The sequence below is a fragment of the Streptomyces sp. NPDC026417 genome (assembly GCF_055567695.1).
Map to the genome: position 1 here is coordinate 118,167 of NZ_JBVHPY010000019.1, position 24,109 is coordinate 142,275.

At 71.9% G+C, this 24,109-nt stretch carries 15 protein-coding genes and 1 pseudogene; 13 read left to right on the plus strand and 3 right to left on the minus strand.

The window, feature by feature from the left end:
* Positions 1-25: 25 nt before the first annotated feature.
* The gene (locus tag ACZ4NT_RS27655; RefSeq protein ID WP_467728085.1) at positions 26-1,825 is read left to right on the plus strand and encodes a chitinase; all 1,800 of its coding nucleotides are present in this window, start codon (positions 26-28) and stop codon (positions 1,823-1,825) included.
* Here the strand turns inward: ACZ4NT_RS27655 and ACZ4NT_RS27660 are convergent.
* Together ACZ4NT_RS27660 and gabT are read right to left on the minus strand one after the other, a co-directional pair.
* Positions 1,764-2,621, minus strand: a complete 858-nt coding sequence (locus tag ACZ4NT_RS27660) for a phosphatase PAP2 family protein (RefSeq protein ID WP_121406253.1) — start codon at positions 2,619-2,621, stop codon at positions 1,764-1,766. The genes ACZ4NT_RS27655 and ACZ4NT_RS27660 overlap by 62 nt on opposite strands.
* A gap of 169 nt (positions 2,622-2,790) precedes the next feature.
* Positions 2,791-4,125: a 4-aminobutyrate--2-oxoglutarate transaminase gene (gene gabT, locus ACZ4NT_RS27665; protein WP_467728086.1), complete on the minus strand. Its 1,335-nt coding sequence runs from the start codon at positions 4,123-4,125 to the stop codon at positions 2,791-2,793.
* A gap of 378 nt (positions 4,126-4,503) precedes the next feature.
* Between gabT and ACZ4NT_RS27670 the strand changes: the two genes are divergently transcribed.
* The 3 genes from ACZ4NT_RS27670 (at position 4,504) to ACZ4NT_RS27680 (ending at position 10,400) form a co-directional block, all read left to right on the plus strand.
* The gene (locus ACZ4NT_RS27670) at positions 4,504-6,660 is read left to right on the plus strand and encodes an ATP-binding protein (protein ID WP_467728087.1); all 2,157 of its coding nucleotides are present in this window, start codon (positions 4,504-4,506) and stop codon (positions 6,658-6,660) included.
* 116 nt (positions 6,661-6,776) lie between these two features.
* Positions 6,777-8,444 (plus strand): PucR family transcriptional regulator, encoded by a 1,668-nt coding sequence (locus tag ACZ4NT_RS27675; RefSeq protein WP_121406256.1) that lies wholly within the window; start codon positions 6,777-6,779, stop codon positions 8,442-8,444.
* A gap of 510 nt (positions 8,445-8,954) precedes the next feature.
* Positions 8,955-10,400 carry an aldehyde dehydrogenase family protein gene (locus ACZ4NT_RS27680; protein WP_121406257.1) on the plus strand — a complete coding sequence of 482 codons (1,446 nt, stop codon included), beginning with the start codon at positions 8,955-8,957 and terminating at the stop codon, positions 10,398-10,400.
* Between the two features lie 114 nt (positions 10,401-10,514).
* On the opposite strand, the pseudogene ACZ4NT_RS27685 reads toward ACZ4NT_RS27680, so the two are convergent.
* Positions 10,515-10,781: pseudogene (locus tag ACZ4NT_RS27685) on the minus strand (carbohydrate-binding protein); the annotation flags it as partial.
* A gap of 533 nt (positions 10,782-11,314) precedes the next feature.
* Between ACZ4NT_RS27685 and ACZ4NT_RS27690 the strand changes: the two are divergent.
* The 9 genes from ACZ4NT_RS27690 (at position 11,315) to ACZ4NT_RS27730 (ending at position 24,047) form a co-directional block, all read left to right on the plus strand.
* Positions 11,315-13,255 carry an acyl-CoA dehydrogenase family protein gene (locus ACZ4NT_RS27690; RefSeq protein WP_121406258.1) on the plus strand — a complete coding sequence of 647 codons (1,941 nt, stop codon included), beginning with the start codon at positions 11,315-11,317 and terminating at the stop codon, positions 13,253-13,255.
* A gap of 258 nt (positions 13,256-13,513) precedes the next feature.
* Positions 13,514-13,843 carry a hypothetical protein gene (locus ACZ4NT_RS27695; protein WP_467728088.1) on the plus strand — a complete coding sequence of 110 codons (330 nt, stop codon included), beginning with the start codon at positions 13,514-13,516 and terminating at the stop codon, positions 13,841-13,843.
* Positions 13,844-13,898: 55 nt separating this feature from the next.
* Entirely contained in the window at positions 13,899-16,607 is a 2,709-nt protein-coding gene (gene secA / locus ACZ4NT_RS27700) for a preprotein translocase subunit SecA (RefSeq protein WP_467728120.1), read from the plus strand.
* A gap of 151 nt (positions 16,608-16,758) precedes the next feature.
* On the plus strand, positions 16,759-18,021 hold the full coding sequence (gene dxr, locus ACZ4NT_RS27705; RefSeq protein ID WP_121406260.1) for a 1-deoxy-D-xylulose-5-phosphate reductoisomerase: 1,263 nt from the start codon (positions 16,759-16,761) through the stop codon (positions 18,019-18,021).
* On the plus strand, positions 18,018-19,322 hold the full coding sequence (locus ACZ4NT_RS27710; protein WP_121406261.1) for a site-2 protease family protein: 1,305 nt from the start codon (positions 18,018-18,020) through the stop codon (positions 19,320-19,322). Before dxr ends, ACZ4NT_RS27710 begins: the two co-directional genes overlap by 4 nt.
* A 161-nt stretch (positions 19,323-19,483) precedes the next feature.
* Positions 19,484-20,641, plus strand: coding sequence for a flavodoxin-dependent (E)-4-hydroxy-3-methylbut-2-enyl-diphosphate synthase (ispG, locus tag ACZ4NT_RS27715; protein WP_121406262.1), 1,158 nt, complete (start codon positions 19,484-19,486; stop codon positions 20,639-20,641).
* Positions 20,642-20,793: 152 nt separating this feature from the next.
* Positions 20,794-21,642, plus strand: coding sequence for a GNAT family N-acetyltransferase (locus ACZ4NT_RS27720; RefSeq protein ID WP_467728089.1), 849 nt, complete (start codon positions 20,794-20,796; stop codon positions 21,640-21,642).
* A 30-nt stretch (positions 21,643-21,672) separates the two neighbouring features.
* Entirely contained in the window at positions 21,673-22,242 is a 570-nt protein-coding gene (locus tag ACZ4NT_RS27725) for a GNAT family N-acetyltransferase (RefSeq protein ID WP_121406263.1), read from the plus strand.
* 113 nt (positions 22,243-22,355) lie between these two features.
* Entirely contained in the window at positions 22,356-24,047 is a 1,692-nt protein-coding gene (locus ACZ4NT_RS27730; protein WP_467728090.1) for a proline--tRNA ligase, read from the plus strand.
* Positions 24,048-24,109: the final 62 nt, after the last annotated feature.

The following is a 24,109-nucleotide window of genomic DNA, read 5'->3' on the forward strand; positions in this document are numbered from 1 at the left end:
CCGCACCGGACCCAACAGACCATGCGTGCGTCGGCGCAGACTCCTCGCCGTGTGCACGGCCACCGTCCTGGCCGTCCCCGGCCTCACCGCCCTCTCGTCGGCCGCCCGTGCGGCCGACGCCGACCTCGTCAGGAACGGCGGCTTCGAGACCGGGCTCGACAACTGGACCTGTACGGCGGGCAGCACCGTCACCTCGCCCGTGCGCAGCGGCACGTCCGCGCTCAAGGCGACCCCGGCCGGCAACGACTACGCGCAGTGCAGCCAGACCGTCACCGTGAAACCGGACGCGCAGTACACCCTCACCGGGCACGTGCGCGGCAGTTACGTCTATCTCGGCGCGAGCGGCACCGGCACCACGGACGTCACCACCTGGACCCAGTCCGCCGCCGACTGGCAGCCGCTGACCACGACGTTCCGCACCGGCCCGTCCACCACCAGGGTCACCCTCCACACGCACGGCTGGTACGGCACCGGTACCTACTACGCCGACGACATCTCCCTGGTCGGCCCCGGCGTCGACGCGAACCTGCCGCCCGCCCCGCCGACCGGGCTGAGAACCGGCACGGTGACCTCGACCACCGTCGCGCTGTCCTGGTCCGCGGTCTCCGGTGCGACCGGGTACGCCGTCTACCGCGACGGGGTGAAGGTGCAGACGGCCGGCGGGACTTCGGCCACGGTGGCCGGGCTGTCACCCGCCACCGCGTACAGCTTCCAGGTGGCGGCCGTGAACGACGCGGGCGAGTCGGCGAAGTCGGCGGCCGTCACCGCGACCACGGCGCAGGGCTCCGGCGGGGGCGGCGGCTCCGCCGACCTCCCCGCGCACGCCCTGGTCGGCTACCTCCACGCCGGCTTCGCCAACGGCGCCGGCTACACCCGCATGGCCGACGTCCCCGACAGCTGGGACGTCATCGACCTGGCCTTCGGCGAACCGACCTCCACCACCTCCGGCGACATCCGCTTCACCCGCTGCCCGGTCACCGAATGCCCGAACGTGGAGAGCGACGCCGACTTCAAGGCGGCCATCAAGGCCAAGCAGGCGGCCGGCAAGAAGGTGCTGATCTCCATCGGCGGCCAGAACGGCCAGGTCCAGCTCACCACGACGGCCGCCCGCGACACCTTCGTCTCCTCGGTGTCGAAGATCATCGACGAGTACGGTCTCGACGGCCTGGACATCGACTTCGAGGGCCACTCCCTCTCCCTGAACGCCGCGGACACGGACTTCAAGAACCCGACGACACCGGTCGTCGTCAACCTGATCTCCGCGGTCAAGGCCCTGAAGGCGAAGTACGGCGCCGAGTTCGTCCTGACGATGGCTCCCGAGACCTTCTTCGTGCAGCTCGGCTACCAGTACTACGGCACGGGCAAATGGGGTGGCCAGGACCCGCGCGCCGGCGCCTACCTCCCGGTCATCCACGCCCTGCGCGACGACCTCACGCTGCTCCACGTCCAGGACTACAACTCGGGCTCGATCATGGGCCTCGACAACCAGTACCACTCCATGGGCGGCGCGGACTTCCACATCGCGATGACCGACATGCTGCTCACCGGCTTCCCCGTCGCGGGCGACGCGAACAACGTCTTTCCTCCGCTGCGCCCGGACCAGGTCGCGATCGGCATGCCGGCGACCACGAACGCGGGCAACGGCCACGTGTCGCCCGCGGAGGTCACCAAGACCCTCGACTGCCTCACGAAGAGGACCAACTGCGGCTCGTACACCCCGCACGGCACCTGGCCGGCGCTGCGCGGCCTGATGACGTGGTCGATCAACTGGGACCGCTTCGGCGGCTGGGAGTTCTCGAAGAACTTCGACGCGTACTTCGGCTGAGCAACAGCCCGAGCCCCGTCAGCAGCACCGCGCAGATGCACCAGCTCGCCAGGACGTCCAGGGGCCAGTGGTAGCCGCGGACGATCAGGCCGGTGGCGACCGCCAGGTTCAGGGCGGCGCAGGTGCCGATCAGGGTGCGGCGGGCGCGGGCGGTGCCGAGGAGGGGGAGGAGGAGCAGGGTCGCGGCGCCGTACGCGACGGCGGCGGTCGCCGTGTGGCCCGAGGGGTAGAAGCCCGTGCCCGGGCCCATCACCGGTGGGCCCGGCCGGTCGATCAGTTCCTTCAGCGGCACGATCACGAACGGCACCAGAGCCATCACGACGGCGGCGGCGGCGGACGGCAGCCACCAGCGGTCGGTGCCGGCGCGGCGGTGGTGGCGGGCCGCGAGGAGGAGGGCGACGGCCAGAACGGGGACGGCGACCACGATGCCCCCGAGGTCGGCGAGGAGTTCCACGAACCGGGTGGGGCGTACGACGGCGTCACTGAGGCGTTCGTCCGCGCGGGCGAGGGGGCCGTGAGCCACGACCTGCCAGGTGGTCAGCGCGAGAAGGAGGGCCGGAAGGCCGAGAAGGAGGAAGGTCGGCCACCCCGGAACAGGGGGGGTGGTTCCGGGGTGGCCGTCCGGATCGGTGTGCCGCGCGCCCCGGGGGGTTTGGGGCGAGCGGCCATCCGATCGGTGAGGAGATCCGGAGCCGGAAGCTCCGGGTGTGTGCGCGAGGGCACGACCAGGGCGAAGCTGGGGAGGCCCCGACCCGGCGTCGCCCACAGTCCCCTGTGGGCGGGGTGTATCTCTCATCTGCGTAGAACCTACGACAGGGGATGCGGCTCCGACAGCCACATGGGCCACCCGTCATCCACCTCGCACACGTTCTTCACACGCTCTGCCCCCACCCGGTCCCGCCCGGAACCGAAGCGGAATCCGGGCCGGGACGCGGCCCCGCACCGGGGTGCGGGGCCGTGGGACGTCAGATGCGCGCGAAGGCCTGCTCGATGATGTCGAGACCCTCGTTCAGGAGGTCCTCGCCGATGACCAGCGGGGGCAGGAAGCGGAGGACGTTGCCGTAGGTACCACAGGTCAGGACCAGCAGACCCTCCTGGTGGCAGGCCTTGGCGAGCGCCGCGGTGGCCGCCGGGTTCGGCTCCTTGGTGTCGCGGTCCTGCACCAGCTCGATGGCGATCATGCCGCCGCGCCCGCGGACGTCGCCGATGATGTCGAACTTCTCGGCCATCGCGCCCAGCCGGGCCTTCATGACGGCCTCGATGTTCTTCGCCTTGGCGTTGAGGTCGAGCTCCTTCATCGTCTCGATCGCGCCGAGGGCACCGGCGCAGGCCACCGGGTTGCCGCCGTAGGTGCCGCCCAGGCCGCCCGCGTGCGCGGCGTCCATGATCTCGGCGCGGCCGGTCACGGCGGCCAGCGGCAGGCCGCCCGCGATGCCCTTGGCGGTGGTGATCAGGTCCGGGACGATGCCCTCGTCCTCGCAGGCGAACCACTGGCCGGTGCGGCAGAAGCCGGACTGGATCTCGTCCGCGACGAAGACGATGCCGTTGTCCTGGGCGAACTTGCTGATCGCCGGCAGGAAGCCCTTCGCGGGCTCGATGAAGCCGCCCTCGCCGAGCACCGGCTCGATGATGATCGCGGCGACGTTCTCGGCGCCGATCTGCTTGTTGATCATGTCGATGGCCTGCGCGGACGCCTCGGCGCCGGCGTTCTCGGGACCGGTGAGCCAGCGGTAGCCGTACGCCACCGGCACGCGGTAGACCTCGGGCGCGAACGGACCGAAACCGTGCTTGTACGGCATGTTCTTGGCGGTCAGCGCCATCGTCAGGTTCGTACGGCCGTGGTAGCCGTGGTCGAAGACGACGACGGCCTGGCGCTTGGTGTACGCACGGGCGATCTTGACGGCGTTCTCGACGGCCTCGGCGCCCGAGTTGAACAGCGCCGACTTCTTGGCGTGGTCGCCCGGGGTCAGCTCCGCCAGCGCCTCGGCGACGGCGACGTAGCCCTCGTACGGCGTGACCATGAAACAGGTGTGGGTGAAGTCCTGGAGCTGGGCGGAGGCACGGCGCACGACGGCCTCGGCCGACGCGCCGACCGACGTCACGGCGATGCCGGAGCCGAAGTCGATCAGGCGGTTGCCGTCGACGTCCTCGATGATCCCGCCGCCGGCGCGCGTGGTGAAGACCGGCAGCACCGAGCCCACACCGGCCGCGACCGCGGCGGTACGGCGGGCCTGCAGCTCCTGCGACTTCGGGCCGGGGATGGCGGTGACGACGCGGCGCTCCTGCGGAAGTGCAGTCATGAGGGGCTCCCTGAAGATCTTGCGAACCGGGTGTCCGGCGGGCCGGGGGTTTCCGGGCTGGGGTGTTTTCGGACGCTTCTTCGCAGGCTAGGGCCGGGTGAGGGGGCTGGGCATGCTCCATGTGGGCGGTGTCGGAGGATTCGCTTGTCCGCCGTGGACATAGCAGGGCCGGCAGCGGACCGGGCGCGGCTCCCGGCAGGTCCGCACGGGGGGCCCGCGGCCCACCGGATGCGGGTCGGTGCAGGTCCGGGCGGGCAGCCCGCGGCCGACCGGGCGCGGGTCCCGGCAGGTCCGGGCGCGTAAGCGGTGAACTCCCCCGGCAGGGGCACTAGATTGACCCGCGTACGAGACGGAGCGGCTGGTCAGGGGGCAAGGGCGATGGACGGCGACGGCACGCAGGACGCACGGGGCACGCACGCCGGTCCGGTGCCGCGACCGGCGGGGCCACCCCAGGTGCCCGCGTCCCCGCACCCCGCGCAGCCGCCCGCCCCCGCGACGCCGCCCAGGCCCGCCGGGGCGCCCGGGATGCCGCCGCTGCCGGACGGGTCCGCCTTCCTGACGTGGCTGCGCACCCCACGGCCCGAGGCGGCGCCCGGCGTGTGGCGGTTCGGGCACCGGCCGCGTCCCGCGGAGGAACCGGAGGTCGTGCCGGCTCGGCAGCTCCTCAGCGGTGCGCTGATCGCCTTCCTCGTCGGCTGGCTGATCTGGTCGCTGCTGTGGAACGGCTATCTCGGCGGCTGGTGGCTGCTGCCCCTCTACGCGATGATCCCCGATTCGTGGGCCGAGCCCCACAGCTTCGGCGCCGTCGTGGTCGTCTACGCCTACTACGCCGCGGTCGCCCTGGCGATCATGATCGGCGTGGGGCGGCTCGGCCGCTGGGGTGAGGTGTGGCGGCGCTACGGACTGCCCGCCTGGCGGCGCACGGCCCCCGCGGACGACCGGCCGCCCGCCCCCGAGGAGGACCCCGCCCAGTGGAACCCCCTCCGCGCCGCCGGAGCCGCCGACGCCGCCGACCGGCTCGCCGCGGAGGCCCGCGCCGGGCTCATGCGGGACGTCGACCACGCCCGGATCGCCCGCGCCTGGCAGGGCGTGCGCAACGGCCGCCACAGCCTCGCCACCTTCACCTCCGCCGTGCTCAAGGACGGCTCCGCCGCCTGCCTGCACCCCTCCGGGGACCGTGACCTGCCCGGCCGGCTCGCCCGGCACGACCTGCTCACCGGCCAGGTCCGGCTCGGCACCACCGCCGACGACCCCCGCAACCCCTACGCCTACCGCGCCACCGGCCTCGCCCTCGGCCCCGACCTCCTCGGCACCTCGCTGCTGGCCGTCGGCCCCGCCGGGTCCGGCAAGACCGGCGGTGTCGTCCGGCCGCTCGCCGAGTCGCTGTGCCTGCACGCGCTCGCCGGGCGGGCCGCCCTCGTGGTGGTGGGGGCGGCCGGCGCCGGGCTCGGCTCCGCCGACGCCTACGACGTCGTCGTACGCATCGGAAACCCCGACTCCGTCTACGACCTCGACCTCTACGGCGGGACCACCGACCCCGACGAGGCCGCGGCCGTCCTCGCCGAGGCGCTCGTCGGAGACCTCGCCGACCCGCACCCCGGCGGCGACAGCCGGCGGTCCACCACCGTCCTCGCCCAGCTCCTCGGGCCCTATCGCGCCGTCCACGGCCGCTTCCCCTCCGTGCCGGAGCTGCGCCAGCTCCTCGACGGCTCGCCCGGACCGCTGGCCGCGCTGCGCACCGGCCTGGAGGAGGCCGGGCAGGCCTCGCTGCTGCGCGAGCTGGACGCCCGCGAACGGCAGATGGGACACCCCGGCGACGTCGGCGGCGTCCTGGCCGACCGCGTCGCCCTGCTCGACCGGCCCGCCTTCGCCGGCTTCTTCGACACCTCCGGGCAGTCGCGGCCCTTCTCGCTGCGCGCCCTCGACCATCCGGTCCGGGTCCGCATCGACCTGCCCCAGCGCGGACACGCCGACGCCTCGCGGATCCTCGCGCGGCTCGTGCTCGCGCAGTTCACGGCCAGCGTCGCCGTGCGCGAGGACCGGTCGCTGTTCGCCTGCCTCGTGCTCGACGACGCCGCCGGAGTCGTCACCCCCGAAGCCGTCCGCGGCATCCAGCGGCTGCGGTCCGTCAACGCGGGGACCGTCCTGACCCTGCGCACCCTCGACGACGTGCCCCGCGCGCTGCGCAGCCCGCTGCTCGGGGCCATCGGCTGCCGGATGGCGCTGTCCGGGCTCACCCCCTGGGACGGGCAGGACTTCGCCGAGGTCTGGGGCAAGGAGTGGACCGAGGCCCGGGACGTCACCGACCGGCAGATCATCGCCGAGACCCCGGCGGGCAAGGCCGTCCACATGCTGCGGCGCGTGATCACCGGGAACGCGCCCACGGCCCGCGCGGTCACCGTCCGGCAGGTCGAGCGCGAGCGCTGGTCGGCGTCCGAACTGGCGCACGGGGTGCCGCCGGGGCACGCGGTGCTGTCCCTCACGAGCGTGAAGGGCGAGCACGCGCCGCCGCTGCTGGTGGATCTGCGGGGCTGAAACGGGGAGCGGGGCACCCCTACGGTGAGGCAGAATCGATACAGGCCCTTCATACGAAGCGGCCAAAAGATCACCGGTCGATCGCTCGTGCGCCCCACCTCAGACCTGAAGGTCCCATGCCCCCCACGCTCGCCTCGCTCGTCCACCACTCCGCGCTCAAGCTGACCGTGCGGGCGGGCGGGGAACGCCTGGACGTGCCCGTCCGCTGGGCGCACGTCAGCGAGCTCGCCGACCCCGTCCCGTACATGGAGGGCGGGGAGCTGCTGCTCATCACCGCGCTCAAGCTGGACGCCGAGGACCCCGACGTCATGCGCCGGTACGTGAAGCGGCTGGCCGCGGCGGGTGTGGTCGGCCTCGGGTTCGCCGTCGGGGTCAACTACGACGAGATCCCCGCGGCCCTCGTCGACGCCGCCGAGCAGGAGGGGCTGCCGTTGCTGGAGGTGCCCCGGCGCACGCCCTTCCTCGCGATCAGCAAAGCCGTCTCCGCCGCGATCGCCGCCGACCAGTACCGGGCCGTCACGGCCGGGTTCGCCGCCCAGCGCGAGCTGACCAAGCAGGCGCTGAACGACGGACCCGAGAAGCTGCTCGCCGCGCTCGCCGGGCAGGTCGACGGGTGGGCCGCGCTGTACGACGCGTCCGGTGCCGTCGTCGCCACCGCGCCCGAGTGGGCCGGGCGGCGGGCCGCACGGATCACCGCCGACGTCGAGCGGCTGCGGGAGCGGCCCGCCCCCGCGAGCTCCGTCGTCGGCGGCCCGGACGGGGAGGACCGGATCGAGCTGCACTCGCTCGGCACCGGGCGGCGGCCCCGCGCCGCGCTCGCCGTGGGGACCGCCGCCGCCCTCGGTACCGCCGAGCGGTACGCCGTCCACTCCGCGATCGCCCTCCTCACGCTCACCACCGAGCGGTCGCGGTCGCTGCACGCGGCCGAGCAGCGGATCGGGGCGGCCGTGCTGCGGATGCTGCTCGCCGGGGAGTCCGACCACGCCCGGGCCGTCGCCGGCGACCTGTACGGGGAGCTCCTCGACGCGCCCTTCCGGCTGGTCCTGGCCGAGGCGGCCTCCGCGTCGGCCGCGCGGGCGCATGCCGACGGGCACGCGCGCGTGCCCGCGGCGAAGACGCCGGCCGGCGGCGGCGTCGCGGTGCCCGACGTCCACGGCGATCCGCTCGGCGGGCTCGCCGAGGTCGTCGAGTCCGCCGCCGCGCGGTCCGGGGAGTCCGTACTGGTCGTCCCCGACGGGGAGCGGCTGGTCGTGCTCGCCGCGGACGGGGGTGCCGCGGTCACGGCCTGCCAGGAGTACGCGGTGGTCCTGGAGGCCGCGCGGGCGGCGGCGCGGGAGCAGCCGGTGGGGGACGCGGACGAGCTGGTGGTGGGGCTGTCGGCGCCGGCCGGGCCGATCGCCGCGGGGGCGGCCTACAAGCAGGCCGAACAGGCGTTGTCCGTGGCCCGGCGGCGGGGGCGCTCGCTCGTCGAGCACGAGGAGGTGGCGGCGGGGTCCGTGGTGCCGCTGCTCGCGGACGATGCGGTGCGGGCGTTTGCGGACGGGCTGCTGCGGGCGCTGCGCGAGCACGATGCGACGGGGCGGGGGGATCTGGTGGCCTCCCTGCGGGCGTGGCTGTCCCGGCACGGTCAGTGGGACGCGGCTGCCGCGGACCTCGGTGTGCACCGGCACACGCTGCGGTACCGGATGCGGAGGGTCGAGGAGATCCTCGGGCGTTCGCTGGACGATCCGGATGTCCGGATGGAGCTGTGGCTGGCGCTGAAGGCGACGGCGCCGGGGGAGTAGCGGTGCAGTGTCGCGTCGATTGGTGCCGGTGCGCAGTGTGCCGGTGGGTGGATCGGGGCCGTGCCGGTGCATCCGCCCGTTGCACGTCGGGCGTGGCCGTCTGCTTCCGGGGCGAGCCGGAGCTTCCCGCCCGACCTGCAACGGGCATCTGAGGTAACCGCACGGCCCCTTCGGCCGATGGGCGGCAGCGGACCGTCGCGGGTCAGTGGTATCGGCATCGGCCGGACGGTGGCTGCGGGTCTCGCGGTCTGCGGGCTGCGTGCCGCCGGGGGCGGCACGGGTGGGCGCAGGCGGCACCCCGTCGGCGCCGTTCGCTGTCCTGCCCGAGGCCAGGTGCAGCGCCGGGTGCCGGATGCACCCCGGACGCACCGGGCGCGGGCCTTGGCCGTTGCGGAGTGGGGTGGGGTGGGCAGTGCTACGGGGTGGATAAGCGGATCCGTGTCGGGCGGGCCCTACCGTGGGTCCGGAAAGACACGGACACACCAACCTCGGAAGGGCCGGGACTCGACAATGACTTCCACCCACGCCTTCTGGCTGGCCGGCCGCCAGGCCACCGGCGAGACCACCTTCGACGTCACGTCGCCCTGGGACGGGCAGCTGGTCGGGAAGGTCAGCGTGCCCACCGAGGCCCAGGTCGAGGAGGCCGTCGCCGCCGCGTACGCCGTCCGCGACGAGTTCGCCGCGACCCCCGCCCACGTGCGCGCCGCCGCCCTCGACCACGTGAGCAAGCGTCTCGTCGAGCGCACCGAGGAGATCGCGCAGCTCATCTCCGCCGAGAACGGCAAGCCGATCAAGTGGGCCCGCGGCGAGGTCGGCCGCGCGGTGTCCGTGTTCCGGTTCGCCGCCGAGGAGGCCCGCCGGTTCAACGGCGGCGAGGCCCAGCGGCTCGACACCGACGCCGGCGGCCAGGGCCGCCTCGCGCTGACCCGGCGCTTCCCCAAGGGCGTCGTCCTCGGCATCGCGCCCTTCAACTTCCCGCTCAACCTGTGCGCCCACAAGGTCGCCCCGGCGATCGCGGCCGGTGCCCCGATCATCCTGAAGCCGGCCCCCGCGACCCCGCTGTCCGGCCTGATCATCGGTGACCTGCTCGCCGAGACCGAGCTGCCCGCCGGCTCCTGGAGCATCCTGCCGGTCGCCAATGACAAGATGCCCGCCCTGGTGCAGGACGAGCGGCTGCCCGTCATCTCGTTCACCGGGTCCGAGAAGGTCGGTTACGCGATCATGGACTCGGTGCCGCGCAAGCACTGCACGCTGGAGCTCGGCGGCAACGGCGCGGCCGTGGTGCTGGCCGACTTCGCGAGCGACGAGGACCTGGACTGGGCCGCCACCCGCATCGCGACCTTCTCCAACTACCAGGGCGGCCAGTCCTGCATCTCCGTGCAGCGCGTGATCGCCGACGCCTCGGTGTACGACCGGCTGCTGCCCCGCATCGTCGCCGCCGTCGAGGCCCAGGTCACCGGTGACCCCTCGGACGCCAAGACCGATGTCGGCCCGCTGGTCAGCGAGGACGCCGCCCGCCGCGTCGAGTCGTGGGTCGACGAGGCCGTCGCCTCCGGCGCCACGCTGCTCACCGGCGGTGCACGGGACGGCGCCTCGTACGCGCCGACCGTCCTCGCCGACGTCCCGGCGGACGCGACCCTCTCCTGCGAGGAGGTCTTCGGCCCGGTCCTCACGGTGCAGAAGGTGACCGGCGAGGCCGAGGCCTTCGCCGCCGTCAACAACTCCAAGTACGGCCTGCAGGCAGGTGTGTTCACGCACGACCTGCAGACCGCCTTCCGCGCCCACCGGGCCCTGGAGGTCGGCGGCGTCGTGGTCGGCGACGTGCCCTCCTACCGCGCCGACCAGATGCCGTACGGCGGCGTGAAGCAGTCGGGCGTGGGCCGTGAGGGCGTGCGCTTCGCGATGGACGACTACACGTACGAGCGCGTGCTGGTCCTGACGGGCCTCGCGCTGTAGGACCGTTCGAAACCGGCGGCCGGAGCCCACTGTGCGGGGGCTCCGGCCGTTGTCGTGGGTCGAGGGGCCCGGCAGCCGGAATGCCGGGCCCCTCGTGTCGGCCTGCCCGGACCCTCAGTCGGAGAGGCCGACGTGCGCGAGCCGCAGCGTGCCGCGCAGTCCCAGGTGGAGGTCGTGCACACCGGCCGAGGTGAACCCGGCGGCGAGGGTCGTGCAGTCGTAGGGGCCCTTCGTCGGGTGCGGCGTGAGGGTCGCGAGCGCCGGGCCGCCGTCCAGTGACACCTCCACGGTCCCCTCGCCCGCGGCCCGGACGGTGACGGCCGCGACCCCGGTCCCGAAGTCGCAGGCCCGGTAGGACAGTTCGCCCGTGCCGTCCATAGGCTGTCGAAGTGCTTCGACAGCTTCCTCGGAGCGCGTTCCCGGCGTGCGTCCGGGACCGTCGCCGGGACGCGCGCACGGCACGGTCCCGGCCCGCGCGCCGGGGCCGCTCCGGTGCCGCGCTCACGCACCCGCGCGGTCACGCGTCACGCACCGGCGCGGTCACGCGTCACGCACCCGCGCGATCACGCCTTCCGCACCCGTGCGACGACGCCTCCCACGCCGACCCGGGGACACTCGCGCCGGCCTCCGCCCCCTCCGCCCGCCAGGGGCCCGCGAGGGTGCGGGACGGATCCCGTGCGAGCGCCCGGGACGCCTCGGCCGCCATCGCGGGCGGGTGCCCCCGACGGTCCCCCGCGAGGGCCTCCGGCGCAACGCCGCCCCCGTGCCGCAGGGGAGGTCCGGCGGGCGGCGGGACGGGTGCGCGTTGGGCCGAACGCTGCGCCAGGACTGGTGGGGGCGGACCGGATCGGGTACATACGATCGGGTAGCACCGGTCGGTAACGAACAGCCCCAAGATCCCTATTCGCGGCGAGGTGAGCCTCTTGTCCGCAACACCCCACCAGCCCACAGTCACCGAACGTGAGGCCCGACAGGTCGCGGAGGACGCGCGCGAACAGGACTGGCGCAAGCCCAGCTTCGCCAAGGAACTGTTTCTCGGCCGCTTCCGGCTCGACCTCATCCATCCGCACCCCATGCCGTCCGACGAGGCCGCACAGCGCGGCGAGGAGTTCCTCGCCAAGCTGCGCGACTTCTGCGAGACGAAGATCGACTCGGCCCGGATCGAGCGCGAGGCGCAGATCCCCGACGAGACGATCGACGGGCTCAAGGAGCTCGGCGCCCTCGGCATGAAGATCGACACCAAGTACGGCGGCCTGGGCCTGACACAGGTCTACTACAACAAGGCGCTCGCCCTGGTCGGCTCCGCGAGCCCCGCCATCGGCGCCCTGCTGTCCGCACACCAGTCGATCGGCGTACCGCAGCCGCTGAAGATCTTCGGCACCCAGGAGCAGCGCGACGCGTTCCTGCCCCGCTGTGCCCGCACGGACATCACGGCGTTCCTCCTGACCGAACCCGACGTGGGCTCCGACCCCGCCCGGCTGGCCACGACGGCGGTTCCGGACGGGGACGACTACGTCCTCGACGGGGTGAAGCTCTGGACGACGAACGGCGTCGTCGCCGACCTCCTCGTGGTGATGGCGCGGGTGCCGAGGTCCGAGGGGCACAAGGGCGGCATCACGGCGTTCGTGGTGGAGGCCGCCTCCGAGGGCGTCACCGTCGAGAACCGCAACGCCTTCATGGGCCTGCGCGGCCTGGAGAACGGCGTCACCCGCTTCCATCGCGTCCGGGTCCCCGCCGCGAACCGGATCGGCGCCGAGGGCGCCGGGCTGAAGATCGCCCTCACCACGCTGAACACCGGGCGCCTGTCGCTGCCCGCCATGTGCGTGGGCGCCGGCAAGTGGTGTCTGAAGATCGCCCGCGAGTGGTCGGCGGCCCGGGAGCAGTGGGGCAAGCCGGTCGCGTTCCACGAGGCGGTCGGGGCGAAGATCTCCTTCATCGCGGCGACGACGTTCGCCCTGGAGGCCGTCCTCGACCTGTCGTCCCAGATGGCCGACGAGGACCGCAACGACATCCGCATCGAGGCCGCCCTCGCCAAGCTGTATGGCTCGGAGATGGCCTGGCTGATGGCCGACGAACTGGTCCAGATCCGCGGCGGCCGCGGATTCGAGACCGCCGAGTCGCTCGCAGCCCGCGGGGAGCGGGCCGTCCCCGCCGAGCAGATCCTGCGCGACCTGCGCATCAACCGCATCTTCGAGGGCTCCACGGAGATCATGCATCTGCTGATCGCCCGTGAGGCGGTCGACGCCCACCTCAAGGTCGCGGGTGACCTGATCGACCCCGACAAGACGCTGTCCGACAAGGCGAAGGCCGGCGCCAACGCGGGCGTCTTCTACGCCAAGTGGCTGCCCAAGCTGGTCGCGGGTCCCGGACAACTGCCGAATTCCTACAGCGAGTTCAAGCGCGAGGTCGACCTCTCCGGGCACCTTCGGTACGTCGAGCGGACGGCTCGCAAGCTCGCCCGGTCCACCTTCTACGCCATGTCCCGCTGGCAGGGCCGCATGGAGACCAAGCAGGGCTTCCTCGGCCGCATCGTCGACATCGGCGCCGAGCTCTTCGCGATGAGCGCGGCCTGCGTACGCGCCGAACTCCTGCGCACCACCGAGGACCACGGCCGCGAGGCCTACCAACTGGCCGACGTGTTCTGCCGCCAGGCCCGCATCCGCGTCGAGGAACTCTTCGGGCGGCTGTGGCACAACACCGACGACCTCGACCGCACGGTGGTCAAGGGTGTGCTGTCCGGCACGTACACCTGGCTGGAGCACGGCGTGATCGACCCGTCCGGCGAGGGTCCCTGGATCGCGGACGCGACACCCGGTCCGTCCCGGCACAAGAACGTGCACCGCCCCATTCGCTGACCTTTTCACCAGGAATGCCTTTCCGCCCCGTCCGTCATTCTGTCGCTTGCCGCACGCAAAATATGCGTCAACAATGACCAGAATGGCGAACGGGGACGGAAAATGCGCCAAGGGGTCGGGGAAGAACACAGTCAGGGAATTTCCGTACAGCTGACGCGGGCGCGCAAGGAGGCATGGCGTCAGCTGTACGAGGCCGATGTGACACGGGCGTTGCGGACGGTGCGGAACGAGGTATTGCCGCTCGCCGGAAAGCTGGGGGTGAGTGCGCCCACCGCCTTCGAGTCGCACCGGGACGCCCTCGCCGTCCTCCTCAACGACTGCGCGCTTTCCCTGGTCGACGCCGAGCCGAGGCCGCCGGTGGCCTCCTTCGACGCCCTGCGGGTCCGACGGATCGACGTCCGCGACGTCGACTCCCTGCTCGACGCTGGGCGCCCCGGTGAACGGCCCGTCGTCCAGCAGCTCTTCCGCAGCGCGCTCGAGGTCGTCCGCGACCCCGTGCTGCGCGAGGTGATCACGGCGAATCAGCAGAGCGTCCACATACTCCAGCGCGCCAACCGCTGGATCCGCATGCTCGCGGACGCCCTTTAGGTGTGGGGGAATTCCAGTGCCGGGAAAAGGACTCGACAGCATCACCGGCCGGATCATGCGCGCCGGCGAAGGAAGAATGCTGCGCAGGCTGGAGCGCGTGGCCGAGCAGGTCAACTCCCTGGAGGAGGAATTCCGGGCCCTCACCGACGAGGAGCTGAGCGCCCTCACACCGGAGTTCAGGCAGCGTCACGCCGACGGCGAGAGCCTGGACGACCTGCTGCCCGAGGCGTTCGCCGCGATGCGGGAGGCGGCGCGGCGCACCCTCGGCATGCGCCACTTCGACGTCCAGGTCATGGGCGGAGCCGCGCTCCACCTCGGCAACATCGCCGAGATGCAGACCGGCGAGGGCAAGACCCTGGTCGGCACGCTCCCCGTGTACCTGAACGCGCTGACCGGCAAGGGCGTCCACCTGGTCACGGTGAACGACTACCTGGCCGAGCGGGACGCCGAGTGGATGGGCCGCGCCTACCGGTTCATGGGCCTGACCGTCGGCGTCATCAACTCCGGTGCCGCCCCCGCGCAGCGCCGGACGCAGTACGCCTGCGACATCACGTACGGCACCAACACCGAGTTCGGCTTCGACTACCTGCGCGACAACATGGCCTGGTCGAAGGACGAACTCGTGCAGCGGGGGCACCACTTCGCGATCGTCGACGAGGCCGACTCGATCCTGATCGACGAGGCACGCACCCCGCTGATCATCTCCGGTCCCGCCGACCAGCCCACCCAGTGGTACGGGGCGTTCGCGAGGCTGGTCGAGCGGATGAAGGGCGTGCGGGTGCAGGAGGAGCACTTCGCCACCCAGGCGGACAAGGACCGGCTCGCCGGCCTGCGCGCCGAGCACGACTACGAGTACGACCCGAAGAAGCGCACGGTGGCGATCCTGGACCGCGGAGTGGAGTACCTCCAGGACCAGCTCGGCATCGAGAGCCTCTACGAGTCCGACCACACCCCGCTCATCGGGCACCTCAACAACGCCCTCAAGGCGAAGGAGCACTTCAAGAAGGACAAGGACTACGTCGTGGTGGACGGGGAGGTCCTGATCGTCGACGAGCACACGGGCCGCCTGCTGGCCGGCCGCCGCTACAACGAGGGTCTGCACCAGGCCATCGAGGCGAAGGAGGGCGTGACGGTCAAGGAGGAGAACCAGACCCTCGCCACGATCACCCTGCAGAACTTCTTCCGGCTGTACGAGAAGCTCGCCGGCATGACCGGCACCGCGATGACCGAGGCGGCCGAGTTCCACCAGATCTACAAGCTGCACGTCGTGCCGATCCCGACGAACCGGCCGATGGCCCGCCGTGACGATCCCGACCAGATCTACCGCACCGAGGAGGCGAAGTACGCCGCCATCCTTGCGGACATCGAGGAGCGGAACCGGGCCGGGCAGCCCGTCCTGGTGGGCACCACCTCCGTCGAGAAGTCCGAGGTGCTGTCCGCCCTGCTCAGGAAGAGGGGCATCCGGCACGAGGTGCTCAACGCCAAGAACCACCAGCGCGAGGCGCAGATCGTCGCGCAGGCCGGCCGCCGGGGCGCGGTCACCGTGGCCACGAACATGGCGGGACGCGGCACCGACATCATGCTCGGCGGCAACCCCGAGGCGATGGCGCTCGCCCGGCTCCCGGAGGACGCCGGTCCGGAGACCCGGCAGTCCGTGCTGGACGAGGTCCGGGTGGACGTCGCCGCCCAGCACGAGGAGGTCAAGGATCTCGGCGGGCTGTACGTCCTCGGCACCGAGCGGCACGAGTCGCGGCGCATCGACAACCAGCTGCGCGGCCGCTCGGGCCGCCAGGGCGACCCCGGCGCCTCCCGCTTCTACCTCTCCCTCCAGGACGACCTGATGCGGCTGTTCCGCGCCCAGGTGGTCGAGCGGGTCATGTCGATGGCGAACGTGCCCGACGACGTACCGATCGAGAACAAGATGGTCACCCGCGCCATCGCCTCCGCCCAGTCCCAGCTGGAGCAGCAGCACTTCGAGTCCCGCAAGGACGTCCTGAAGTTCGACGAGGTCCTCAACCGCCAGCGCACGCTCATCTACGCGGAGCGCCGCCGCGTCCTCGACGGGGAGGACCTGAGCGGACAGATCCGGCACTTCATGGACGACACCGTGCGGGCCTACGTCGAGCAGGAGACTGCCGACGGCTTCCCGGAGGAGTGGGATCTGGAGCGGCTGTGGAGCGCCCTGCGGCAGCTCTATCCGGTGCGGATCACCGTCGACGACCTGGAGGAGGCGGCCGGCGACCGCGCGAACCTCACCGCCGACGACCTGCTCGACGCGGTGACAGGGGACATCCACGCCCGGTACGCGGACCGCGAGGCGGAGCTCGGCTCCGATGCCCTGCGCGACCTGGAACGCCTGGTCGTCCTCTCCGTCCTCGACCGCAAGTGGCGCGAACACCTCTACGAGATGGACTACCTGCGCGACGGCATCGGACTGCGCTGGACCCTGGGCCGGGAGCCGATCGTCGAGTACGAGCGCGAGGGCTTCGAGATGTACGGGGCCATGACGGAGGCCATCAAGGAGGAGTCCGTCGGCTACGTCTTCAATCTGGACGCCGCCGGCGAGGGCGCCGGGAGCCTCGGACGCCGCGGGCCCGCCGACGGCCTGCACTTCACAGCCCCCACCCTGGACACGGCGGACGGGGTGGTCGAAGGCGCGTTCGCCCCCGCCGACGGGCCTCCCGCCGAGTCGGCGCAGGGCGCGCAGCCCGGCCCTCCCCGCCGCGCCGCCGAGTCACGCCGGAACCGCCGCCGCAGGCGGTGAGCCGGGCGCGGCAGTGTGACGGTGCATCGAGCGCACCGGCCGTCCCGGAAGGCGCGGCCGCCGCGGCTCCGTGCGGTGTTCGGGGGTGCCGAACGGACCAGGAGTGGGGCGCCCTGTCCTGCCGGGCGCGCGTTGCGGCAACAATGGGGGGATGAGCGACAGTCCAGCCCCCCTCGCCGATCCGCATCTCGTCTTCGACCCCGTGGCCGGAGTCCGGGACGTCGTGATCCTCGGTTCCACCGGATCGATCGGCACCCAGGCCATCGACCTCGTGCTGCGCAACCCCGACCGCTTCCGGGTCACCGCGCTCTCGGCCGCAGGCGGGAGGGTCGGGCTGCTCGCGGAGCAGGCCCACCGACTGCGCGTGCGGACCGTCGCCGTCGCCCGCGAGGACGTCGTCCCGGCCCTGCGCGAGGCGCTGGCCGCGCAGTACGGCGCGGGGGAGCGGCTCCCGGAGGTCCTCGCCGGGCCCGACGCGGCCACCCGGGTCGCCGCCTCCGACTGCCACACCGTCCTCAACGGGATCACCGGCTCCATCGGGCTCGCGCCGACCCTCGCCGCCCTGGAGGCGGGACGCACCCTGGCGCTGGCGAACAAGGAGTCGCTCATCGTCGGCGGCCCGCTGGTGAAGGCGCTCGCCAAGCCGGGCCAGATCATCCCGGTCGACTCCGAACACGCGGCCCTCTTCCAGGCCCTCGCCGGCGGCACCCGGGCCGACGTACGCAAACTCGTCGTCACCGCCTCCGGCGGCCCCTTCCGGGGGCGTACGAAGTCCGAGCTGGCGGACGTCACCCCCGCGGACGCCCTGGCCCACCCCACCTGGGCCATGGGGCCGGTGATCACGGTGAACTCCGCGACCCTCGTCAACAAGGGGCTCGAAGTCATCGAGGCGCACCTCCTCTACGACATTCCCTTCGAGCGGATTGAGGTGGTGGTGCATCCGCAGTCGTATGTTCACTCGATGGTCGAGTTCACCGATGGATCCACGCTGGCCCAGGCGACGCCCCCCGACATGCGCGGGCCGATCGCCATCGGCCTCGGCTGGCCCGAGCGCGTCCCGGACGCGGCGCCCGCGTTCGACTGGACCAGGGCCTCGAACTGGGAGTTCTTCCCGCTCGACACCGAGGCCTTCCCGTCCGTCGGACTCGCCCGGCACGTGGGACAGCTCGCGGGGACGGCGCCGGCGGTGTTCAATGCCGCCAACGAGGAGTGCGTGGACGCGTTCCTGAACGGCGCCCTGCCGTTCAACGGGATCATGGAGACCGTCACGAGCGTGGTCGAGGAACACGGCACGCCGCGGACGGGAACTTCCCTGACCGTCGCGGACGTCCTCGAAGCGGAGACCTGGGCGCGCGCCCGGGCCCGTGAGCTGACCAGAACGACGGCGCACACGACCGCGGAGGCCCGTGCATGACGACCTTGATGATGATCCTCGGCATAGTCGTCTTCGCGGTCGGCCTGCTCATCTCGATCGCCTGGCACGAGCTGGGGCATCTGTCGACGGCCAAGCTCTTCGGCATCCGGGTGCCGCAGTACATGGTCGGCTTCGGCCCGACCATCTGGTCGCGCAAGAAGGGCGAGACGGAGTACGGCATCAAGGCCGTCCCGCTCGGCGGCTACATCCGCATGATCGGGATGTTCCCGCCGGGACCCGACGGCAGGATCGAGGCCCGTTCCAGCTCCCCGTTCCGCGGCATGATCGAGGACGCCAGATCGGCCGCCTTCGAGGAGCTCAAGCCCGGCGACGAGACCCGCCTCTTCTACACGCGCAAGCCGTGGAAGCGGGTCATCGTGATGTTCGCGGGCCCCTTCATGAACCTGATCCTGGCCGTGGCGATCTTCCTCGGCGTGATGATGACGTTCGGGATCAACACCCAGACGACCACGGTCGGCCGGGTCTCCGACTGCGTCATCCAGCAGAGCGAGAACCGCACCAAGTGCGAGAAGGGCGACCAGCCCGCCCCCGCCAAGGCCGCCGGGCTCAAGCTCGGCGACAAGATCGTCGCGTTCGACGGCAAGCCGGTCGAGGACTGGTCGAGCCTGCAGTCCGACATCCGCGCCAACCCCGGCCGTGACGTCACGCTCACCGTCGAGCGCAAGGGCGAGCGCCTCGACCTGACCGCCCACCTGATCAAGAACCAGGTCAGCAAGACCGACGGCGACGGCGGCTACGTCCAGGGCAAGTACGTGTACGCGGGCTTCCTCGGCTTCACGCCCGCCTCCGGCATCGTCGAGCAGTCCTTCGGCCAGTCCGTGGACCGCATGGGCGACATGATGCAGAACGGCGTCGAGTCGCTGGTCTCGCTGCCCGGCAAGGTCCCCGCCCTGTGGGACGCGGCCTTCGGCGACGGCCCGCGCGAGGCGGACTCCCCGATGGGCGTGGTCGGCGCGGCCCGCATCGGCGGCGACGTCTTCATGCTGGACATCCCCGCCTCCCAGCAGGTCGCGATGATGCTGCTGCTCGTCGCGGGCTTCAACCTCTCCCTCTTCCTGTTCAACATGCTCCCGCTGCTCCCGCTGGACGGCGGGCACATCGCGGGCGCCCTGTGGGAGTCGCTGCGGCGGAGCGCGGCGAAGGTGCTGCGCCGGCCGGACCCCGGTCCGTTCGACGTCGCGAAGCTGATGCCCGTCGCCTACGTGGTGGCCGGAATCTTCGTCTGCTTCACGATCCTGGTGCTGATCGCGGACGTCGTTAACCCGGTGAGAATCAGCTAGGAAGACCGCGTTCATGGCGGCCGGGCACCGTGTGTGCCCGGCCGCCACCAATGAGTGGGTTTACGCACGGGATGTGCTCGGTCCGAGGGCCGTGCCGTAATCTCGTTCCCTGGAGCCCACTGTCCCGGGACCTTGATCCATCACTTGGGGTTGCACAGCAGATGACTGCGATTTCTCTCGGCATGCCGTCCGTTCCGACCAAGCTCGCCGAGCGCCGGAAGAGCCGGCAGATCCAGGTCGGAACCGTGGCCGTGGGTGGGGACGCACCCGTCTCGGTGCAGTCGATGACGACGACGCGTACGTCGGACATCGGGGCGACGCTGCAGCAGATCGCGGAGCTGACGGCGTCGGGGTGCCAGATCGTGCGGGTGGCGTGTCCGACGCAGGACGACGCGGACGCGCTGGCGACGATCGCCCGCAAGTCGCAGATCCCGGTGATCGCGGACATCCACTTCCAGCCGAAGTACGTGTTCGCGGCGATCGAGGCGGGTTGTGCGGCGGTGCGGGTGAATCCGGGCAACATCAAGCAGTTCGACGATCAGGTGAAGGAGATCGCGCGGGCCGCGAAGGACACCGGCACGCCGATCCGTATCGGCGTCAACGCGGGTTCGCTGGACAAGCGGCTGCTGCAGAAGTACGGCAAGGCCACTCCCGAGGCGCTGGTGGAGTCCGCGCTGTGGGAGGCGTCCCTGTTCGAGGAGCACGACTTCCGGGACATCAAGATCTCGGTCAAGCACAACGACCCGGTCGTGATGGTCAATGCCTACCGGCAGCTCGCCGCGGCGTGCGACTACCCGTTGCACCTCGGTGTCACCGAGGCCGGTCCGGCGTTCCAGGGCACCATCAAGTCGGCGGTCGCCTTCGGCGCGCTGCTCTCCGAGGGCATCGGCGACACCATCCGCGTCTCCCTGTCGGCGCCGCCGGCCGAGGAGGTCAAGGTCGGTCTCCAGATCCTGGAGTCCCTCAACCTCAAGCAGCGCGGCCTGGAGATCGTCTCCTGCCCGTCCTGCGGGCGCGCCCAGGTCGACGTCTACAAGCTCGCCGAAGAGGTCACCGCGGGCCTCACCGGCATGGAGGTCCCGCTCCGCGTCGCCGTCATGGGCTGCGTCGTGAACGGCCCGGGCGAGGCCCGCGAGGCCGACCTCGGCGTCGCCTCCGGCAACGGCAAGGGCCAGATCTTCGTGAAGGGCGAGGTCATCAAGACCGTCCCCGAGTCGAAGATCGTCGAGACCCTCATCGAAGAGGCCATGAAGCTCGCCGAGCAGATGGAGGCCGAGGGCATCGCCTCCGGCGAGCCGTCGGTATCGGTCGCGGGCTGACGCTCCGCCCCGCCCGCCCCGGGGGCTTCGCGCCCCCGGGCCCCCTCGAACGCCGCCTGAGGCCGGGTCGAGTCGGCGGGCACGGGCGGCGCCGCACACCCGTGCCGGGTACAGTGCGGAAACCAGCAGACCGTATGGTGAGGCCCCCGCACGTGTTGACCCAGACCACCACCAGGGTCCTCGAACCGAGTGACCTGGACGCCGCGCTCGCCGTCCTCGACAGCGAGCCGGTGGCGAACGCCTTCGTGGCCTCCCGGGTCAAGGTCGCCGGCCTCGACCCGTGGCGACTCGGCGGCGAGATGTGGGGCTGGTACGAGGACGGCATGCTGACGTCCCTGTGCTACGCGGGCGCCAACCTCGTCCCGATCTGCGCCACCCCCCGCGCCGTGCGCGCCTTCGCCGACCGCGCGCGCCGTGCCGGCCGCCGCTGCTCCTCCATCGTCGGTCCCGCCGAACCCACCACCCAGCTGTGGCGGTTGCTCGAACCCAACTGGGGTCCCGCCCGCGAGGTCCGCGGCAACCAGCCGCTGATGGTCACCGACCGGCTCCCCGACGCCATCGCCCCGGATCCGTACGTCCGCCGTATGCGCAAGGACGAGATGGAGACGATCATGCCCGCGTGCGTGGCGATGTTCACCGAGGAGGTCGGCGTCTCCCCGATGGCCGGCGACGGCGGACTGCTCTACCAGGCCCGGGTCGCCGAACTCGTCGGCTCCGGACGCTCCTTCGCCCGGCTGGACGAGGAGGGCAAGGTCGTCTTCAAGGCGGAGATCGGCGCCGCCACGGATCACGCCTGCCAGATCCAGGGCGTCTGGGTCGCCCCCGAATACCGGGGCCGGGGACTCGCCGCACCCGGCATGGCCGCCGTGCTGCGCTACGCGCTCCAGGACGTCGCGCCCGTCGTCAGCCTCTACGTCAACGACTTCAACACCGCCGCCCGGGCGACGTACCGGCGCGTGGGATTCCGTGAGGTCGGGGCCTTCATGAGTGTGCTGTTCTGACACCCGGTAGCTCCCTGTAGTCTCCCCGGCATGCTGCGCTTTCCCGGTCAGGGTCCCCACAGCCCCGACGACGTGGTCATCGGCCCGCTGGATCTCGCCGCGCGGGTCGACGAGGCGCTCGCCGTGCAGGCGCTGGCCTTCGGGCTCGGCGCCGACGAGATCGCCGTACGGCGGCAGATCGTGCTCCGGCACCTGGTCTACCCGGGGGCCCGCGCGCTCGGCGCCACCACCTCCGACGGGCGGCTCGCCGGCTTCGTCTACGGCATGCCCAACGACCGCACGCACTGGTGGTCCACGGTCGTCGAGCCGTATCTGCGCGGCCGGGGCCAGGACGGCTGGCTCGACAACTCCTTCGTGATCACCGAGCTGCACGTCCACCCGGACCACCAGAACCAGGGCATCGGCCGGGCCCTGATCACCACCATCACGGACGGCGCCGCCGAACCCCGCTCGATCCTCTCCGCCATCGACACCGACAGCCCCGCCCGCGGCCTGTACCACTCGCTCGGCTACACGGACCTGGCCCGCCAGGTCCTCTTCCCGAGCGCCCCGAAACCGTACGCGGTCATGGGCGCCCCCCTGCCGCTGCGGCGCCGCTAGACGGTGCCCCCGGAGGCCCCGGCCGGACCCGGCGCCGCAATTCGATTTCCACCGTCCCGTGCCGCCCGGCTAACCTCCTTGCCATCACCCTTACGCAGCAGGAGTCGAGAACCATGGCCCAGGTCCAGCGCATGTCCCGTTTGATGGTCAAGACACTGCGTGACGACCCGGCGGACGCCGAGACGCTCAGCCACAAGCTGCTCGTCCGCGCCGGCTACGTGCGCCGCAACGCCGCGGGCATCTGGACCTGGCTGCCGCTGGGCAAGAAGGTGCTCGACAACATCTCCCGTGTCGTCCGCGAGGAGATGGACGCCATCGGCGCCCAGGAGGTCCTGCTCCCGGCTCTGCTGCCCAAGGAGCCCTACGAGGCGTCCGGCCGCTGGGAGGAGTACGGCGACCTGCTGTTCCGCCTGAAGGACCGCAAGGGCGGCGACTACCTCCTCGGCCCGACCCACGAGGAGATCTTCACCCTCGTCGTCAAGGACCAGTGCACGTCCTACAAGGACCTGCCGGTGATGCTCTACCAGATCCAGACGAAGTACCGCGACGAGGCCCGTCCGCGTTCCGGCGTGCTGCGCGGCCGCGAGTTCCAGATGAAGGACTCGTACTCGTTCGACACCACCGACGAGGGCCTCGCCGAGTCCTACGCGCTGCACCGCGCCGCGTACCGGAAGATCTTCGAGCGCCTCGGCCTGGACTACCGGATCGTGTCCGCCGTCTCCGGCGCCATGGGCGGCTCGGCCTCCGAGGAGTTCCTCGCCCCGGCCGCCGCGGGCGAGGACACCTTCGTGGACTGCCCCGCCTGCGACTACGCGGCGAACACGGAGGCGGTCACCTTCCCGCTCACGCCCGTCTCCGGGGAGCACGGCCCGGTCGAGGAGCTGGACACCCCCGACACGCCGACCATCGAGACGCTGGCCGAGCACCTCGGCGTACCTGCCTCCGCCACCCTGAAGAACCTGCTGGTCAAGGTCGACGGCGAGATCGTCGCCGTGGGCGTCCCCGGCGACCGCGAGGTCGACCTCGGCAAGCTGGGCGAGCACCTCGCACCGGCGGTCGTGGAGCTGGTCACCGCCGAGGACTTCGAGGGCCGCGACGACCTCGTGCGCGGCTACGTCGGCCCGCAGGGTCTGGACAAGGTCCGCTACCTCGCCGACCCGCGGGTGGCCCCCGGCACCGCCTGGATCACCGGCGCCAACAAGGACGGCAAGCACGCGAAGAACGTCGTCGCCGGCCGCGACTTCGAGGTCGACGAGTACCTCGACGTGGTCGTGGTCGAGGAGGGCGACCCCTGCCCCAAGTGCGGCACCGGCCTCAAGCTGGACCGCGCCATCGAGATCGGCCACATCTTCCAGCTGGGCCGCAAGTACGCCGACACCTTCCAGCTCGACGTCCTCGGCCAGCAGGGCAAGCCGGTCCGCGTCACCATGGGCTCCTACGGCATCGGCGTCTCGCGTGCCGTGGCGGCGCTGGCGGAGCAGTCGGCGGACGAGCAGGGCCTGTGCTGGCCCAAGGAGATCGCCCCGGCCGACGTCCACGTGGTCGCCGCCGGCAAGGCCCTGCAGACCGAACTCGCCCTCGACGTCTCCGACAAGCTGGCCGCCGCCGGCGTCCGCGTCCTGGTGGACGATCGGGCCGGCGTCTCGCCCGGCGTGAAGTTCACCGACGCCGAACTCATCGGCGTGCCGAAGATCCTGGTCGCCGGCCGGCGCTCCGCCGAGGGCGTCCTGGAGCTCAAGGACCGCCGCACCGGCGAGCGCGAGGAGCTCACAGTCGACGAGGCGATCGCCCGCCTGTCGGCCTAGCATCCGACCGCTCCCGGCCCGCCGGGCACGTCACCACGTGTCCCGCGGGCCGGGAGCCGCCG

Bases quoted from the DNA above. Each gene is read 5' to 3' on its own strand.
- ACZ4NT_RS27675 (WP_121406256.1), top strand. From the start codon at position 6,777: ATGCCCCCCACGCTCGCCTCGCTCGTCCACCACTCCGCGCTCAAGCTG.
- ACZ4NT_RS27730 (WP_467728090.1), top strand. From the start codon at position 22,356: ATGGCCCAGGTCCAGCGCATGTCCCGTTTGATGGTCAAGACACTGCGT.
- ACZ4NT_RS27680 (WP_121406257.1), top strand. From the start codon at position 8,955: ATGACTTCCACCCACGCCTTCTGGCTGGCCGGCCGCCAGGCCACCGGC.
- dxr (WP_121406260.1), top strand. From the start codon at position 16,759: ATGAGCGACAGTCCAGCCCCCCTCGCCGATCCGCATCTCGTCTTCGAC.
- ACZ4NT_RS27660 (WP_121406253.1), bottom strand. From the start codon at position 2,621: ATGAGAGATACACCCCGCCCACAGGGGACTGTGGGCGACGCCGGGTCG.
- gabT (WP_467728086.1), bottom strand. From the start codon at position 4,125: ATGACTGCACTTCCGCAGGAGCGCCGCGTCGTCACCGCCATCCCCGGC.
- ispG (WP_121406262.1), top strand. From the start codon at position 19,484: ATGACTGCGATTTCTCTCGGCATGCCGTCCGTTCCGACCAAGCTCGCC.
- ACZ4NT_RS27710 (WP_121406261.1), top strand. From the start codon at position 18,018: ATGACGACCTTGATGATGATCCTCGGCATAGTCGTCTTCGCGGTCGGC.
- secA (WP_467728120.1), top strand. From the start codon at position 13,899: ATGCGCGCCGGCGAAGGAAGAATGCTGCGCAGGCTGGAGCGCGTGGCC.
- ACZ4NT_RS27670 (WP_467728087.1), top strand. From the start codon at position 4,504: ATGGACGGCGACGGCACGCAGGACGCACGGGGCACGCACGCCGGTCCG.
- ACZ4NT_RS27725 (WP_121406263.1), top strand. From the start codon at position 21,673: ATGCTGCGCTTTCCCGGTCAGGGTCCCCACAGCCCCGACGACGTGGTC.